This is a genomic window from Olsenella sp. KH3B4 (assembly GCA_900111695.1).
GTDB lineage: Bacteria > Actinomycetota > Coriobacteriia > Coriobacteriales > Atopobiaceae > Tractidigestivibacter.
The window spans coordinates 59207-76336 of record FOHD01000008.1 but is presented as its reverse complement, the minus strand read 5'-3'; the positions used below and the strand labels follow the sequence as shown (position 1 = coordinate 76336).

Here is a 17130-nt window from a genome sequence, read left to right as displayed (position 1 = left end):
CAACAGGGAGACTCGCATGTACACGCTCTCGACCGAGTACTGGTTCGACTCGGCGCACTTTCTCACCGACTACAACGGCAAGTGCGAGAACCTGCACGGGCACCAGTGGCGCGTGACCGCCTACGTTCGCTCCAACGAGCTGGGCACTTCTGGCACCGAGAAGGACATGGTCGTGGACTTTGCCACACTCAAGCGGATTGTGCGCGAGGAGTGTGATGCCCTCGACCACACCTTCCTCGTCGAGGAGGGCTCGCTTGCGCCCGCGACGCTCGAGGCCTTGGCCTCCGAGGGCTTCAGCCTGACCATTCTGCCCTTCCGAACCACATCGGAGAACCTCGCCCGTTACCTCTTCGAGCGGCTCTCGGCGCGCGGCCTTCCCGTTTGCCGGGTGGACTGCAACGAGACCCCCAACAACCGCGCGTCGTACGAGCCGGATGGGGAGTAGGGCCTGGCGTTTTGTGGCCCGGGGTCTCCTGTTGTCCAGTGGCCTTCTCGCCTAGGGCATTTTCACCAAGGGCTGATACACATTCGTGCACGAATGTGTATCCCCTGCAGGTCGCTACAGATTCGTACGCCGAATGTGTATCGCTTCGCTACACGTTTGAACCCGGATATGTGACAGAAGCGTCATGGCAATACTGCTGGTTGGTTCGTCCAACGTCACAACCTGCGCTACACTCTGAACAAGCGCTGAACTTTGATGGGAGCGAGGTGGCGCATGGCAGAGAACGCCCTTCACGGAGTCAACCTTACCGGCTGGCTTACCCTTGAGCCCTGGGTTACACCGGAGCTTTTCTCGGGCTCGGGTGCCCTCGACGAGCCCTCGCTCATCACGTCGCTGGGAGCCAAGGGCTACCGCGAGGTGGTGCGACGGCATCGTGCCCGCTTCCTCACCAAGGACGACTTCTCTCGCATCGCGTCACGCGGCTTCAATGCTGTGCGGCTTCCCGTCCCGTGGTATGTCTTTGGGGAGGCCGGTCCCAATCCTGGCCACTACCTGGGCTGCATTGACGAGGTTGACCAGGCGCTCGAGTGGGCCGAGGAGATTGACCTCAAGGTGATCTTTGCGCTTGCCGTGAATCCCGGTGTCCCCGGCGACGAGGAGACCTGGAACAACTTCACCGACAACCGTGGCATTCGCGAGAACGCCCTCTGGGTTCTCTCGCAACTAAGCGCCAGGTACGCGTCGCGTATGGGCTTCTACGGCATCGAGGTGGCAGACGACGCCCGCATCCAGACGCGCCGGGGCCTGGGAGTCACCGACGGCATGCCGGGTCACCTGCTGAGAAACTACTACCGTGCTGCCTACGACCGCGTTCGCGATGCGGCGGGTCCAGATCCCGTGGTCATCCTTCCCGACGCGGGCATCCCCACCGACTGGCGCCGCTTCATGGCCCAGCGCCAATACCAGAACGTCTGGCTCGACTGTCATCTGGACAAGCCCTCCGCGATCATGGCCGACATGGGCTATGCGGCCGGTGCCAACACCTTGGGCCTGCGTCGCATCATGGCCGAGATCCACCGCCACATCCGCGAGGACCAGAAGAGCGGACTTCCCGTGATGGTGGGCAAGTGGTCCTCGGCACTCCCCATCGCAGACGCCGCCATGACGCCCGAGGGTCGCGTGGCGCTTGAGCGCATCTACTCGTCCGAGCAGCTCACGGCATACGAGAAGCTTCCTGCCTGGTTCTTCCAGACCTGGAAGACCACGGGCAGGCTTTCCAGCTGGGACGCCCGCGTGGCGCTCTCCTCCTTTGAGCGGGGGCTTATCTGCTGATGGCCGGCATTCTCTCTGTGGTGGGCACGCCCATCGGAAACCTCGAGGACGCATCGGCGCGCGTGAGGCGCACGCTTGGCGAGGCGGACGTTATCCTCTGCGAGGACACCCGCGTAACGGCACGGCTCCTCTCGGCCTTTGACCTGCACGTCCCTCTCGTCCGATGCGACGAGAACGTGATTGCGTCGAGGGTCGCCTCTGCGCTCGAGCGCATCGAGGCGGGGGAGCGCGTGGCGTTTGTCTCCGACGCGGGGATGCCTGGCGTGAGCGATCCCGGCCAGCGCCTGGTGGACGCCGCCCTTGACGCGGGGCTTCCCGTGGAGGTGGTGCCGGGGCCCTCGGCCGTGACCTGCGCCGTGGTCGCCTCCGGCCTTGCGTGCGAGCACTTCTTCTTTGAGGGCTTCCTGCCGCGCCGGCACTCCGCGCAGGTCGCGCGGCTCGGCGAGTTGGCGCTGGTGCCGGGTGCGATTGTCTGCTACGAGTCTCCGCACCGCGTGGCGGCTACGCTTGCGAGTGTGGCCGAGGTCATGCCGGCCCGTCGCGTGGCCCTGGTGCGCGAGCTCACCAAGCTGCACGAGGAGGTCGTGCGCGACGAGGCCGCAGCGCTTGCCGCCGAGATTGCTGCGCGCGGCGAGGTCCGCGGGGAGTGCGTGATTGTTATTGCGCCGCCCACGGCCGAGGAGCTCGAGGAGCGCTGCAGGGGCAATGCCGCCGCTCCGCTCTCGCTCGAGGAGGCCATCCGCGAGGGCCTTGCCGCAGGGGAGCCTAAGTCCGCACTGGCAAAGCGGCTCGCCAAGGAATTCTCGGTTCCCCGTGCCGAGGTCTATGACCAGGTGGTGGCAGCGGCTGCGCCCGCCGAGCCGTAGCCCCTTGCCCCGGCAGCTCCTCGCGCACGCACTACAATCCACATGACAGCACCTTGCATCAAAGTCCACGTTGGGAGGCCCCATGCTCGTAGATGACAAGATCTGGATCGCCCAGGGCGAGAAGCCCTGCTGCCTTCTCCTCAACCAGGCCAACCGTCACGGACTCATCGCGGGCGCGTCCGGCACGGGCAAGACCGTCACGCTCAAGGTCCTTGCGGAGGGCTTCTCGCAGGCAGGCGTGCCCGTCTTCATGGCCGACGTCAAGGGCGACGTCACGGGCATGGCGCAGGCCGGCGAGATGACGGACTTCATCCGCAAGCGCTGCCAGAACACCTTCAACCTCAAGGAGGACGAGGTCAGCTTCCAGGGTGCCCCGGTGCGCATCTGGGACATGCTGGGCGACAGGGGCATCCCCGTGCGCGTGACCGTCTCGGACATGGGCCCCGTCATGCTCGCCCGCATCCTTGGCCTCACGCAGGTCCAGGAGGGCGTCCTCAACATCGTCTTTCGCGTGGCTGACGAGAACGGCCTTCTCCTTATAGACCTCAAGGACCTGCGTGCGATGCTCTCGTATGTCTCCGAGCACGCCAAGGAGTACCAGACCACCTACGGCAACGTCTCGCCGCAGTCGGTCGGCGCCATCCAGCGCGCGCTCATCTCGGTGGAGGACCAGGGCGGAGACATCTTCTTTGGCGAGCCCAACCTTGACCTTGGGGACTGGTTTGCCTGCGCCCCGGACGGCCGCGGGTACGTGAACGTCCTCAATGCGGCCAAGCTCATCCAGACGCCCCAGATCTATGCCATGTTCCTGCTCTGGATGCTCTCCTCGCTCTTCGAGCTTTTGCCCGAGGTGGGTGACCCCGACAAGCCCAGGTTCGTGTTCTTCTTCGACGAGGCGCACCTGCTCTTCGACGACATGCCCAAGGGGCTCGTGGACAAGATCGTCCAGGTGGTGAAGCTCGTGCGCTCGAAGGGCGTGGGAGTCTACTTCATCACGCAGTCGCCGTCGGACATCCCCGACGAGGTGCTGGCGCAGCTCTCCAACCGCGTGCAGCATGGCCTGCGCGCGTACACGCCCGCCGAGCAGAAGGCCGTGCGTGCCGCTGCGGCGAGCTTCCGCGAGAACCCCGCCTTCGACTCGGCGCAGGTGCTCCAGGACCTGGGCACCGGCGAGGCCCTTGTCTCCCTTCTGGACGAGGAGGGCAGGCCATCCGTTGTGGAGCGCGCTCGCGTGCTCTTCCCCCAGTGCCGCATGGCTGCGGCGGACGCGGACGTGATGGACGGCGTCTACGCCGCCCAGGCAGACCTCATGGAGAAGTACGGCACGGCCATAGACCGAGAGAGCGCCTACGAGCAGATCCAGGGCCAGCGTGACGTGGCGGCGGCAAACGCCCAGCTTGCAGCCGAGCGCGCCGCCTTCGAGAAGGAGAGGGCGGAGTTCGAGGCCAAGCGCCAGAAGGAGGCCGAGCGTGCAGCCAAGGAGCAGCAGAAGGCAGAGGAGAAGGCCGCCCGCGAGGCAGAGCGCCAGGCTGCGCGCGCCGAGGCGGCCGCCCAGAAGCAGGCCGAGCGCGAGGCCCGGGAGCGCGAGAAGGCCCAGCAGGAGGTCGCCAAGCAGGTGGGAAGGGTTGCTACCTCGATGATCGGCTCCTTCGGGCGCGAGGTCACGCGGCAGCTTGCGCGCGGCCTCATGGGGAGCCTCAGACGCTAGGGTGTCGTTGCCGCCAGGCGTCGCGTGGGCCCTTCGTGAGCCCCTCGCGGCGTCCTTCTCGTACGCTGTATAATCTCCTACCGCATGCGCTCCGCGCTGCTCCGCACGATCCGTCATTAGGAGACCCAACCCATGGCAAAGCCGAGCTTCTTCATCACCACGCCCATCTACTACGTCAACGCCAAGCCGCACCTGGGCACAGCCTACTCGACCATCCTCTGCGACGTCGAGGCGCGTTACCGTCGCGCGACGGGCTATGACGTCAAGTTCCTCACGGGCATGGACGAGCACGGCGAGAAGGTCGCGGAGGCCGCAGCCGCCCATGGCATGACCCCGCAGGAGTGGTGCGACTCCCAGGCCCCGTTCTTCAAGGACCTCTGGCGCCAGCTCGAGATCTCGAACGACGACTTCATTCGCACCACCGAACAGCGCCAGCACGACGCCGTGCAGTACCTGTGGGAGCGCATGAAGGAATCCGGCTACCTCTACAAGGGCTCCTATGACGGCTGGTACTGCGTGCCCGAGGAGACCTACTTCACCGAGACCCAGGTCACCAAGTCTGACGAGAAGAACCACACCGAGGGCCAGCACCTCTGCCCCGATTGCCACCGTCCACTCGAGCGCGTGCAGGAAGAGTCCTACTTCTTCAAGCTCTCCGCGTTCCAGGATCGCCTCCTCAAGCTCTACGACGAGCACCCGGACTTTGTCCAGCCCGACTTCCGCATGAACGAGGTTCGCAGCTTTGTTGAGGGTGGCCTCCAGGACCTCTCGGTCTCGCGCACGAGCTTCGATTGGGGCATTCCCGTACCCTTTGACGAGAAGCACGTTACCTACGTGTGGTTTGACGCCCTTCTCAACTACATGACCGCCGTGGGCTACGGCATGGACACGCCCGAGGCCAAGGCCGAGCTGGCGTATCGCTGGCCCGCGCAGTACCACGTGGTGGGCAAGGACATCATCCGCTTCCACTGCGTAATCTGGCCGGCCATGCTCATGGCCATCGGCGAGGCGCTGCCCGAGCACGTCTTTGCCCACGGCTTCCTCATGGTGCGCAACGAGGAGACGGGTCAGGGCGAGAAGATGTCCAAGAGTCGCGGCAACGCCATCGCACCGCAGGACGTGGTGGACCTTCTTGGCGTCGAGGGCTATCGCTACTACTTCATGACCGACGTCGTGCCCGGGGAGGACGGTGCCATCAGCTTCTCTCGCATGGAGCAGGTCTACAACGCCGACCTTGCCAACAGCTGGGGCAACCTGGTCTCGCGCGCCCTCAACATGAGCGCGAAGTACTTTGACGGCAAGACGCCCGAGCTGGCCGACGGTTGGGCGGACGAGCAGACCCCCCTGCGCGAGATTGCCCAGGGCATCGAGGGTCGCTACGCCAAGCATATGGACAAGATCGAGTACGTCCAGGCCAAGGACGTGGTGATGGAGCTTGTGCACGCCGCCAACCACTACGTGGAGGACTCGGCGCCTTGGGCGGTTGCCAAGGACCCGGCGCGCGCCGGCGAGCTTGCCCAGATCATCGCGAACCTGCTTGAATCCATCCGCATCTGCGCGCACCTGCTGGCACCCTTCATGCCCGAGACCTCTGCTGAGGTGCTTCGACGCATGGGCGCCGGTGATGAGGTTGGGACCGATGACCTTGCGTCCGTGTGCGAGTGGGGCCGCCTTGCCGGCGGCGTCGAGGTGACGAAGGGCGACGCGCTCTTCCCGCGCCTTGCCAAGAAGTAGGCGTCATGCACTCCTGGCTTGCCAACCAGTCCGCAACGCGAGACGTGCTCGACGAGTTTGGACTTTCGACCAAGCACCAGCTCGGGCAGAACTTCCTTGTCGACGACTCCGTAATCGGTCGGATTCTGGAGCTGGCGGAGCTTGACCTCACAGACGTGGTGCTCGAGGTGGGACCGGGCATTGGCACGCTTACGGTTGCCATGCTGCCGCGCTGTGCCTCCGTGTGCGCCGTGGAGGCCGACCGCCAGCTCGAGCCCGTGCTCGCAGAGACCTGCGCGCAGGATTCGGAGCGGCTGCGCCTCGTGATGGGGGACGCCCTGCGTGTGATTCCCGGCGGGCTGCCCCTCGAGCCGGGCAAGTTCGTCTCGAACCTGCCCTACCAGGTGGCGGCGACCCTCATCCTCAAGGTGTTTTCCGAGGTCCCCGCCGTGCAGCGTGCGGTAGTGATGGTCCAGGCCGAGGTCGCAGACCGCATCTGTGCCGCTCCCGGCTCCAAGGTCTACGGCGCCTACACCGCCAAGCTGGCGCTTCTCGGCCGTGTGACCGGTCGTTTTGAGGTGGGGCCGGGCTCGTTCAACCCTCCGCCGCACGTGAACTCCGCCGTGGTACGCATCGACCGTGCGCCGCTTGCGGGCGTACCGTCCTCGACGCCGGCGGTGATCGATGCCGCGTTCGCGCAGCGTCGGAAGACCATCCGGAACTCCATGGCCGCAAGCGGGTACGAGAAGGACGTGCTGGACGCGGCGTTCGCCGCGTGCGAGATTGCGCCCGGCGTTCGTGCTGAGACCCTCTCGCCCGAGGACTTCGTGCGGCTGGCGGTGGCGCTGGACGGCAACGGCGGACCGCGCGCCGCGGCGGGGGAGGCCGGCGCCGATGCCTAGCGCACTTCTCGGCCTTGATGCCCTCACGCTTGAAGACGGGCACCTCTTCCACGACCGCAAGGGCCGTCCGCGCGAGCTGCCTGCGGCGAGCGCGCCTTTGGCAGACAGCCATGGTCACCTCACGAGCTTCACCCGGCACGACCCCTCGATTGCCATCTGCCGTGCGGCGCTGGCGGGGGTGCGACTGTTGGTTGTGCCGGTTGACCCCGTGGACGAGGTACCGCGTCTCTTTCCCACGGCCTCGGCGTATCTCGCGTGGATCGACGAGCAGGTAGAGCATGCCGCCGCACGCCTGGAGGAGTGCGCGCAGCATGGGCTTGTGCCGCCCGTTCCCGCAGGGTATCCGGATGTGCCGCCGCTCGTCGAGCGCGTTCGCATCGTGGCCGGCGCGCATCCGTATGGTGCGGCGAGGCTGGACAAGGTCGCGCTTGCCTGCCTGGACGAGCTTCTCGCCAGTCCGCGTTGTGTGGGCGTGGGCGAGATTGGGCTGGACTTTGGGCCGTACAACGAGCTTCCGGCAGACGTGCAGGAGGCGGCGTTTAGGCGCCAGCTAGCCGTTGCTCGCGAGCACGGGTTGCCCGTCGAGCTGCACATCCGAGACGATCAGGCGCCTGAGAACCACGCGGCGCACGAGCTTGCCGCCCGGGTGCTTGCCGAGGAGGGCGTGCCCGCCGCCGGCTGTGACCTGCACTGCTTCACGGACGGCCCCGAGGTCATGGCTCCCTTTGTTGAGCTTGGCTGTCACATCGCCTTTGGCGGTGCGTCCACGTTCAAGCGCTCCGATGACATTCGCGATGCCGCCGCTGCCTGCCCCGCGGAGCTCCTCCTCTCCGAGACCGACTGTCCCTACATGGCTCCCGTGCCGCTTCGCGGCGAGGAGTGCGAGCCTGCCATGGTGGCCTTCTCGGCCGCCTGCGTCGCCGAGGCGCGCGAGGATGCCGGTGTGGCGACGAGGGACGAGACGTACGCCGCGCTCTGGCGGAATGCCTGCGCGCTTCTCGGCTAGGGCGACGTCCGGTTCGATCACTCCGCATGGCGCTGTCTGTTTCGGCTGCAACCCGTCTTCCGTGGGAAAACTGCGGGTTAATTGCACCTCTCGGCAGGGGCGCAAGCTGTCTACCTGCGGCTCTTCTCGGGGACGCTTCTGACCAACTGCAATTAACCCGCAGTTTTCCAGATGGTCGGCCCAGGGTCGCGGCCAGCGGCCCGCGACGGCGGCCCGCGACGGCGGACCGCGGCCGCGGCGTCGCGTGCTACCATCGAATCCAACCGATGCGACCCCCGTTCGCGCAAGCGATGGGGGTCGCATGTCGCTTGAAGCCCGTAGCGCTCTGGACCGTCTCTCCGCTGGCGCGTCGTTTCTAGCCTCCGGTGCCGCCGAGCTTCTGTGGCCAACGCGTTGCGTCTCCTGCGAGATGCCCGGCGAGCTGGTCTGCGAGGAGTGCCGAGAATCGCTTCCCTGGATTGCCCAGCGCTGGGCGTGTCCCGACTGTGGGGCCCCGTTTGGGTTTCTCACCTGCACCGAGTGCTCACACGACTGGGAGACGCGCGCGACCATCTGCGCGCTTGGGTTTTCCGGCACGCCCGCCCGCATGGTCTCGTGCCTGAAGGATGCCCACGAGCTGCGCCTGGCTCCTGTAATCGCGGCAGCTATGGCAACGGCTCTCGACGAGGCCTCCGCCTGGTCGGCGCACGACGGCTGCGCACGCTTCGACTCGCAGGCCATCGACGCCGCATGCTTTGTGCCCGCGACCTCGGCGGCGTTTGCTCGGCGAGGCTTTGACCACATGGAACTCGTCTCCCGCGCGCTCTGTCGCGAGATGGGCATCGAGCTCGCCGACGTCCTCGTGCGTCCACACTCGCGTGACCAGCGCACTCTGGGGCGAGAAGAACGCGCGGCTAACCTTGCGGGCACCATCTCGGTTCGCGACGACGTCTCGGGCCTTGACCTGCTCTTGCTCGACGACGTGGTAACCACGGGCGCATCGGTGCGCGAGGCCACGAGGGCGCTTCTCGCGCGCGGCGCCTCGTCGGTCACGGCGTGCGCGCTTGCTCGCGTGTGGTGAGCGACGCAATGCAACCCCCGGCGCAGGCGGGTTGGTGCAAAACCGGGCTCAGATGGGCGAGCGGAGCTCCCTCGCGTTTCTTGTATGCGCCAATTACGTGCAAAAGTGAGGTTGTGTGTAAGTCGGTCGAGCCTCCAAGGCTAGCCACCAGGAATGTGATGGCCAACAGACTGCTCAGCGGAGCCTGTCAACAGGCAAAATGTCCTTGGGCACCCCTCTTGCTTGGCCGCGAGGGCGACGAAGGGCGCCTCATCTCCATGTCAGAATCCACACAACCTCACTTTTGCACGTAATTTGGGCCCACTCACTTGCGCGAGAGGGGTCTGAAACCGTCTTATCTGGCTGCTCTGACAGCGCTTTTGCCCCGCGAGGTACCCCATGGTGACTGGCGACCGCCTGCTGCCTGCTATAATCTCCTGCGTTCCACCCAGGTCTGTGGTTGCGGGCGTATGCGTGCGCCCTAGTTCATGGCAGACGAGGCCAAAAGGATCCACGTAAGCCGTGGGGTGCGCCCTGCGGCGAGCACGGCTCGTCCTAGAGGTAAGTCGCACCGCCCGTTAGACAAGAGGCATACGGCCTCGCGGGCGAGAGGGTCGTGAGTGAGGGGCCGTGTAGCCCCAAAGCGGAGACCCCGGTGCGCGAGTGTGGGGTCGAATACCAGGTCAGCTGGGTGGAACGCTATGCTCTCTCCGGCTCCGACTCCGGCTCCGGCTCCGGCACAGCTTCTCAACCTCCGCATCCGTCCCAGCCTGCGTCCACTGTCCATATCAGTGCGCCCACCGCCTCAGCGCGTAACGCGAGGCAGCTTTGGGTACCAACCAAATACGGCCAGACTCGCGTCGGTGCTTGCGCGGGGATGGCAGGGCAATCGATTGGAGGCACGCATGGTTGACATCAAGATCTCGGGCCGCAAGGTCACCGTTTCTGACGCGCTGCGTGACCGCGTCAACGAGAAAATAGGGGATGCTCTTAAGGTATTCGACATCTCGCCCATGAGCTGCGACGTCGTGCTTCGCGTCGACAAGAACCCTTCGAACCCGGATCGCAAGACCTGTGAGGTCACGGTCTTCGTGCGCAAGAACGTGGTGCGCGTGGTCGCCAGCGCTGACGACATGTACGCCGCCATCGACGAGGCGTCCGACAAGGTCACCCGCCAGCTGCGCAAGTACAAGACACGCGTCATCGACCGTCGCCAGCGCTCCCAGATGCCACCGGCGCCCGTTCCCAGCGCGGACGAGCTCGCAAACCTCATCACGCCCGCACCGGAGGAGGAAGACGACCAACTCGTGCGCGAGAAGTACGTCGAGCTCACGCCCATGAGCGAGGAGGAGGCCCTTGTCCAGACCGACCTTCTCGGCCATGATTTCTATGTGTTCACAAACGCCACCACCGGCCTGGTCAACGTCATTTACCATAGGAAAAATGGCGGGTACGGCATCATCAAGCCCAAGGTCGAGGAAAATCCAGACGCGTAAGCGGGAAAGACTGAGCGAATGGCAGAAGAGAAGGACCAGAAGACCATAAGCGCCCAGGAGGAAGCTCCCCAATCGTCACAGGCACCGGCCGACGTCGCAGGCGTTGGCCGGCGCTACCATCAGAGGCGCAACGTCACCATCATCGTCGACTCAACGTCCGACTACGCCCCGGGCGTGGCCGAGCAGCTCGGTGTCGAGGTCATACCCTTCACCTACGTGGACTCCGATGGCGTGGAGCACGTGGATGACATGTGGAAGACCCAAGATCCGCACGAGTTCTACGAGAACATGCGCAAGCATCCAGAGACCCACTACACCACCAGCGCGGTGACGCCCGGCCGCTACCTCGACGTCTTCGAGAAGGCGGCCGAGGAGGGCCTGCCCATCATCTACATGGGGCTCTCCGAGGGCCTCTCGTCCTCCATCAACGCCGCCCGCCAGGCGGCGGAGATGCTTTGCGAGAAGCGCCCCGGAACCGAGATCTACGTCCTGGACAACCGCTGCGACTCCGCTGCCGGCGAGCTTCTTGCCATCGAGGTCGTGCGCCAGGCGTCCAACGGCCTCTCGGCGCGCGAGCTCTACGACTGGGCGTCCGACGCGCGCTACTTCATCCACGGCTACTTCACGCTCGACAGCTTTGACGCGCTTGCCGCAGGCGGTCGTATCCCGCCCGCAGCCGCAAACGTGGGCGGCAAGCTCGACATAAAGCCCGAGCTCTCCTATGACCTCAACGGCGCCCTCACGCTGCGCGGCATGTGCCGCGGCCGCAAGAAGGCGCTGCGGGCCATCATCCAGGACTTCCGCGACAACTACGCCCACGATTCGTCACTCCCGCTTGCCATCGTCTCGACCGACGCCGAGAAGGACGCGGACTGGCTCGAGCACGAGATCCGCAAGGAGAAGGGCTGCGAGGACGTCACCGTCATTCGCTCCTCGGTCTCGCCCATCCTGGGGACCCACGTGGGACCGGGCATGGTGGCCCTCGTCTTCTGGGGCACCGACCGCCGCGAGAAGCTCTCGCTCACCGACCGCATCGCCAAGCGCGTGCGAGGCCGCGCAAGCAACGGCGGTGCCCAAGACGCGCCCAGCAACCCGGGCGCACAAGCCTAGCCTCGGCACAGAACCGGGCCGCCTCGGAGCGAGACGCTTTGGGGCGGCCTCCCTCACATGAAAGGACCTATCACATGCCCACAACCCACAGGACCAAGGTCGCCTTCATCGGCACCGGCATCATGGGTGCCCCTATCGCAGGCCACATCCTGGACGCCGGCTACGACCTCACGGTAAACAACCGCACCAAGTCGAAGGCCGAGGGGCTTCTCGCCAAGGGCGCGCACTGGGCCGACACCCCCGCCCAGGCTGCAGCCAACGCGGACGTCATTTTCACCATGCTCGGCTATCCCGCAGACGTCGAGGACGTCTATCTTTCAACGGACGGCCTGGTGCGCGCCGCAAAGAAGGGCGCCTACTTGGTTGACCTCACGACCTCCTCGGCGCAGCTCGCCAAGGACATCCACGACGCCTGCGAGGTCGAGGACAAGCACGCCTTCGACTGCCCCGTAACCGGGGGTGACACCGGTGCCAAGGCTGGTACGCTCACGCTCATTGTGGGCGCCAAGGAGAGCTACGCCGCGCCCGTGCTGCCCATCCTCCAGACCTTCTCGGACAAGATTTACTACATGGGCGGCGCTGGCAAGGGCCAGACGGCCAAGCTCTGCAACCAGGTCTCGCTTGCCGCGTGCATGGTGGGCTACGCGGACGCCATGGCCCTCGCCGAGCAGGGCGGCCTCGACGTTGCCCAGACGCTCGACATGGTGAGCCACGGCATGGGCGGCTCGGTTGCCATGGATCGTCTGGCGCCCAAGTCGCTCGATGGCGACTACAAGCCCGGCTTCCTCGTGGAGCACCTGCGCAAGGACCTGGGGCTTGCGCTCGCGCAGGCCGAGGACACAGACATCACCCTTCCCGGCGCCGAGACGGCCTACACCCTCTATGACATGCTGTACCAGATTGGTGGCGCGCGTCTTGGCACCCAGGCGATAAGCCTTCTCTACCAGGACGAGGTCACCTGCACGGCTGCCGGCCTCGACTGGTCCAAGCTCGACGTGGAGGACCTCGCCGACGAGGGCGAGAAGGACGGCCACTGCTGCGGCGGCCACGGCGGCGACGGCTGCTGCGGCGGCCACGGGGAGGGCCACGGTGACGGCTGCTGCGGCGGCCACGGCCACGAGGACGGCCACTGCTGCCACCACCATGGGGACGGGGAGTAGCCCCGCATGGACGAGAACAGCCTTGGCACAGGCAGCTTCGCTGTTGCCATCTTCGTGATCATGCTTTTTGCCTTTGGCCTTGTCATTGGCGAGCACGTGGGCGAGGAGATGGGCAAGAAGTGCGTCGAGAAGCGCGACTTCCACATCGCCAACCTCAAGATCATCTTGGTGGGCGTCGCAGTCTCTGCCATGGTGTGGGCTGTCCAGCTGCTCACGCTCGCTGGCCTGGTCCTTGGGCTCATGGCTGGCGCACTTGCCGGGGCAAAGATCGGCTTTGGCGAGTCCGTCGGTCCCTGGAAGTTCGCCGACAAGTACTTCAACGTGAACAAGGACCAGACCAATCGCACCGAGGCCGAGAAGGCCCGCAGACGTGCCGTTCGCAAGGCGCGCAAGGAGGGCAAGCCCGAGCCGGAACTCATGAGCGTCCAGGCAGAAACCCCAAACGCCGAGACCGGCGCCAACGTCGAGAAGGGAACCAGGCACTAGATGGCAACCACCGACATGCCGCAGAGCTCCATTGCGGTGTTCATAGACTACGAGAACCTTGCGCTGGGCACCGGAAAGCGCAAGCGGAACGGCCACCAGGAGCCGGGCCCCGCGCCCGACGTCAAGCTCATCCTGGAGCGCCTGGTCGACAAGGGCCGCATCACGGCCAAGCGCGCCTACTGCGACTGGCAGCGCTTCGACACTGCCGTCACGCCCCTGCACGAGCTGGGCATCGAGCTCATCGAGATACCGGACCGCGCCTACACCGGCAAGAACTCGGCCGACATCCGCCTTGCCGTGGACGCCGTCGAGATGTGTCTCACCAAGGACCACATCGACACCTTTGCGATTCTCTCCGGTGACTCGGACTTCTCGCCGCTTGTCTCCAAGCTCAAGGAGTTTGGTAAGACGGTCATTGGCGTGGGCATGAAGGAGTCAACCAGTTCGCTTCTGGCCGAGGTCTGCGACGAGTTCATCTTCTACGAGGACCTCACCCGCTCGGCGGGCATCCCGGACTTCTCGCAGAAGGTTCCCAAGGAGAAGCAGCCCTGCTACCAGCTGCTCTTCGAGACCATCGACGCTCTGCAGCGCGAGAGCGACTCGTTCATCCTGGCAAGTCGCCTGAAGGACACCATGCGCCGCAAGCGTCCGCAGTTCTCGGAGGGCTCGTTTGGGTACCGTTCCTTCACGGCGCTCATCCGCGAGGCAGCGAAGCTTGGCTTTATCGACATCCACCAGGACCCCAAGAGTGGAACCGTCGTGGTAGACGGCTTCCACGAGTAGCGCGGGGCTAAGAGAGGAGACTTGGCAATGGCAGAGGAGAACAACAAGACTATGAGCGCGGCGGGCGTCGCGACCCTGATTGACGGCCTTTCGGCATCGAGCCGTAGGCACCGTCAGGAGGTGTCACAGGACATCGCGGCCGTGGCGGCAAAGGACCCGTCCCTGCTCGCCGGCCACGTCGACGCGCTGGTCGACGCGCTTGACCGTCCAGAGGCCCAGACGCGCTGGGAGGTGCTCGACGCCCTCTCGACCATGACCGATGCATACGCAGACCAGGTGAGCAAGGCGTTTGACGGTGCCGAGGCGTCGCTCTTCGACGATGACTCCGCCACGGTTCGTCTGGCGGCGTTTCTCTTCCTCTGCCGCCTGGGGGCAACCTCGCCCGCGCGTTCGGACGAGGTGTGGCCGCTGCTGGACGAGGCCATCCAGTGCTTCCACGGTGACGCCGAATACCGCGACATGCTCGAGGGGCTTCTCGCCTTTGCCGGCGGCGACATCTCCAAGAAGACGGCTAAGGAGCTGGTCTCGCGCGTGAAGTTCGACGCCGAGAGCGGCAACGGCTACATCAAGCAGTTCTCGGGAGACATCGTCGCGGTTGCGAAGGGCAAGGCAAAGTAGGACTTCTCGCCAGGGCGCTCCGCAGGGGCGCCTTTCCGCATGTGTGCGCTGCACGCTTTCAGGATGACTACGCGCATGTGCGGACACGGGGGAGTATGGCCTGGCATGACGGGCGGCGGGTGCCGCTGCGGTAAAATGCGCAACGTATGTATCCGTCGAGCACCACATGCAAATCCATGACGCGGGGCTTCCGCGCCGATTCGAGAGGTGAGCACATGGCAGACAGCACCATCGAGAAGAACCACACCAAGGGGGAGGCGCCCAAGGCACCTAAGGCCCCCAAGGGAGCGAAGAAGAAGGGGCTCGGAACCCCCGTCTGGATTGCCATTTGCGTGGTTGCCCTGGTCGCAGGCATCCTCTGTGGTCACTTCCTTCTCTCCAACGGGACCGCGTCAGCCTCCGGCAAGACCACCATCAGCGATTCCGAGTTGGACAACGCCATTGCCACCTACACCTACAACGGCTCCAGCCACGACATCACCGCGCGCGAGGTCATCGAGCAGAACGGTTCGCTCGACAACCAGGCCAACGATGACGGCACCTACAACGTTCCCTCCGCAGATGACATCCTGAGCTACGCGCGCAACGAGGTTGTGCTCGAGGACGCAAACGCCCAGGGCATCACCGTGACCGATGACGACGTGAGCAGCTACGCGCAGAGCACGCTGGGCACCGATGACTTCGCGACCATCGGCTCCAACTACGGCCTCGACGAGGACGCTACCAAGTCGCTTCTCCACGACGCTGCGGTTATCAAGAAGCTCCGCGACTCCGTGATCACCACCACGGTTCCCGACCAGCCCACTGCCCCCACCGCTCCCTCCGACGGCAACGAGGACACCACGTCGGCCGATTACGCGCAGTACATCATCGGCCTTGCCGGCGACGAGTGGGATTCTGCGAACAACACCTGGGCCAGCACCGATGGCGCGTACTACTCGGCGCTCTCGACCTACTCCATCTCCAACGACTCCGCGAGCTACGCTGCCGCCGAGCAGGCCTACTACGTGGCGTACTCCAACTACTCCACCGCCGCCTCGCAGGCATCGAGCGAGTGGACGGCCTACGTCAACACGCTGCTCTCCAAGACCTCCATCCAGATCAGCTCGCTGACGGTCTAGGGGTTACGCCAAGCGCGTCCTTATGGGGACGGGGCATTGCGCCCCGTCCCCTTTTTGATGACAATTTTGATGTGTCGAGAAGAATGCGCCGCCGTTCTTGCCGCTTGTGCGGGTGACGGCCGGGACGCGAGAGGGGAGTGCCAGTGCGTGCGATAGTGAGTGCCTGCCTTCTGGGGAGGCCGGTGCGCTTCGACGGGGGCGCCAAGCCGTGCCGGGCGGTTATCGACCTTGCCAAAAAGCTTGACGTGACGCCGGTATGCCCCGAGACTGCCGCACGTCTGCCCGTGCCCCGACCGCCTGCGGAGCAGCGCGAGGGACGCGTGTGGCTGCGCGACGGTACCGACGTGACCGAGGACTTCCGACGCGGAAGCGAGAAGATGCTCGCCGTTGCGCGCCGCGCGGGGGCACCGCTTGCCGTCCTCAAGGCAAAAAGCCCGTCATGCGGCGTCCACGTCATCTACGATGGTACCTATACCGGAAACGTGACCGAGGGGGAGGGCGTCTATGCCCGACTCCTCGAGGAGGAGGGGATCTGCGTGGTTAGCGAAGAGACGGTCGAGTCCTGCAAGCCCTCTGTGGAGCATCCTGTTGCCATTGTGCTGGGGACGGGCCTGGGGCATCTGGCCAAGCTCGTCAAGCCCGTGCGCCGCATCGACTACCACGACATCGAGGGCTTCCCGGAGTCCGCACGTCCCGTGAGGGGGCACGATTTCGAGGCCACAGTTGGCACCATCGACGACGTGCCCGTGGTTGTTTATCCCGGCCGCATCCACCTCTACCAGGGCTACTCCGCCTCCGAGGTCACCTCGCTCGTGCGCCACGCGTTTCGCCTGGGGTGCCGCGACATCATCTTTGCATGCGCGACGGGGGCGGTTGAGGGCAACGCCAAGGTGGGCCTTGGCATTCTCACGGACCAGATCAACTTTACGGGGAGAAACCCGCTTGCCGAGTGGGATGAGCTGCGCGACGTCGACACGCCGTTCGTCGACATGAGCGCGGCCTTCTCGCCCTACCTGCGTACGATTGCCCAGGGCGTGGCCGATGATGCCGGCATTGGGCTGCAGCAGGGCGTCTATGCAGGGATGCTGGGACCTTCGTTCGAGACACCTGCCGAGGTGGCGGCCCTGCGTGCGCTTGGCGTCTCCTTTGCGGGCATGTCCACGGTGAACGAGGTCATCATGGCCCGCGCGCTCGACATGAACGTGCTGGGGCTTACGCTGGCGACCAACATGGCCGGCTCTGCTGATACAGATCACGGCTCCGTGCTGGCGTGCGCTGAGCGCTACTCCGAGGACTTCGAGCGACTGGTCCGCGGCGTGCTAAGGATGCTGTAGGGCGCAAGTTG

16 protein-coding genes are annotated in these 17130 nt (G+C 65.3%); all 16 read left to right on the top strand.

What is annotated here, in order from left to right:
* Window positions 1-16 precede the first annotated feature (16 nt).
* The 16 genes from BMX94_RS08410 (at window position 17) to BMX94_RS08335 (ending at window position 17119) form a co-directional block, all read left to right on the top strand.
* On the top strand, window positions 17-445 hold the full coding sequence (locus BMX94_RS08410) for a 6-pyruvoyl trahydropterin synthase family protein (protein WP_091005541.1): 429 nt from the start codon (window positions 17-19) through the stop codon (window positions 443-445).
* A gap of 273 nt (window positions 446-718) precedes the next feature.
* Entirely contained in the window at window positions 719-1777 is a 1059-nt protein-coding gene (locus BMX94_RS08405; RefSeq protein ID WP_091005539.1) for a glycoside hydrolase family 5 protein, read from the top strand.
* A complete protein-coding gene (gene rsmI, locus BMX94_RS08400) occupies window positions 1777-2643 on the top strand; it encodes a 16S rRNA (cytidine(1402)-2'-O)-methyltransferase (protein WP_091005537.1) in 867 nt (288 codons plus the stop codon). Before BMX94_RS08405 ends, rsmI begins: the two co-directional genes overlap by 1 nt.
* 82 nt (window positions 2644-2725) lie before the next feature.
* Window positions 2726-4351, top strand: a complete 1626-nt coding sequence (locus BMX94_RS08395) for a helicase HerA-like domain-containing protein (protein ID WP_091005536.1) — start codon at window positions 2726-2728, stop codon at window positions 4349-4351.
* A gap of 132 nt (window positions 4352-4483) precedes the next feature.
* Window positions 4484-6085 (top strand): methionine--tRNA ligase, encoded by a 1602-nt coding sequence (metG, locus tag BMX94_RS08390; protein ID WP_091005534.1) that lies wholly within the window; start codon window positions 4484-4486, stop codon window positions 6083-6085.
* A 5-nt stretch (window positions 6086-6090) separates the two neighbouring features.
* A complete protein-coding gene (rsmA, locus tag BMX94_RS08385) occupies window positions 6091-6966 on the top strand; it encodes a 16S rRNA (adenine(1518)-N(6)/adenine(1519)-N(6))-dimethyltransferase RsmA (RefSeq protein WP_091005532.1) in 876 nt (291 codons plus the stop codon).
* Window positions 6959-7972, top strand: a complete 1014-nt coding sequence (locus BMX94_RS08380; protein WP_091005530.1) for a TatD family hydrolase — start codon at window positions 6959-6961, stop codon at window positions 7970-7972. Before rsmA ends, BMX94_RS08380 begins: the two co-directional genes overlap by 8 nt.
* Window positions 7973-8273: 301 nt before the next feature.
* Window positions 8274-9032: a ComF family protein gene (locus tag BMX94_RS08375; protein WP_091005528.1), complete on the top strand. Its 759-nt coding sequence runs from the start codon at window positions 8274-8276 to the stop codon at window positions 9030-9032.
* A gap of 884 nt (window positions 9033-9916) precedes the next feature.
* Entirely contained in the window at window positions 9917-10507 is a 591-nt protein-coding gene (gene hpf / locus BMX94_RS08370; protein WP_091005526.1) for a ribosome hibernation-promoting factor, HPF/YfiA family, read from the top strand.
* Between the two features lie 18 nt (window positions 10508-10525).
* Entirely contained in the window at window positions 10526-11617 is a 1092-nt protein-coding gene (locus tag BMX94_RS08365) for a DegV family protein (protein WP_091005524.1), read from the top strand.
* Between the two features lie 74 nt (window positions 11618-11691).
* The gene (locus BMX94_RS08360; RefSeq protein ID WP_091005523.1) at window positions 11692-12777 is read left to right on the top strand and encodes an NAD(P)-dependent oxidoreductase; all 1086 of its coding nucleotides are present in this window, start codon (window positions 11692-11694) and stop codon (window positions 12775-12777) included.
* Between the two features lie 6 nt (window positions 12778-12783).
* Complete coding sequence (locus BMX94_RS08355) at window positions 12784-13263, top strand: hypothetical protein (protein WP_072355026.1); 480 nt, start codon at window positions 12784-12786, stop codon at window positions 13261-13263.
* Complete coding sequence (locus BMX94_RS08350) at window positions 13264-14046, top strand: NYN domain-containing protein (RefSeq protein WP_032111494.1); 783 nt, start codon at window positions 13264-13266, stop codon at window positions 14044-14046.
* Window positions 14047-14073: 27 nt separating this feature from the next.
* The gene (locus tag BMX94_RS08345; protein WP_091005521.1) at window positions 14074-14664 is read left to right on the top strand and encodes a hypothetical protein; all 591 of its coding nucleotides are present in this window, start codon (window positions 14074-14076) and stop codon (window positions 14662-14664) included.
* Between the two features lie 215 nt (window positions 14665-14879).
* Window positions 14880-15785 (top strand): hypothetical protein, encoded by a 906-nt coding sequence (locus BMX94_RS08340; protein WP_286160062.1) that lies wholly within the window; start codon window positions 14880-14882, stop codon window positions 15783-15785.
* 143 nt (window positions 15786-15928) lie between these two features.
* Entirely contained in the window at window positions 15929-17119 is a 1191-nt protein-coding gene (locus BMX94_RS08335; RefSeq protein ID WP_091005520.1) for a purine-nucleoside phosphorylase, read from the top strand.
* The last annotated feature ends 11 nt before the right edge of the window (window positions 17120-17130 follow it).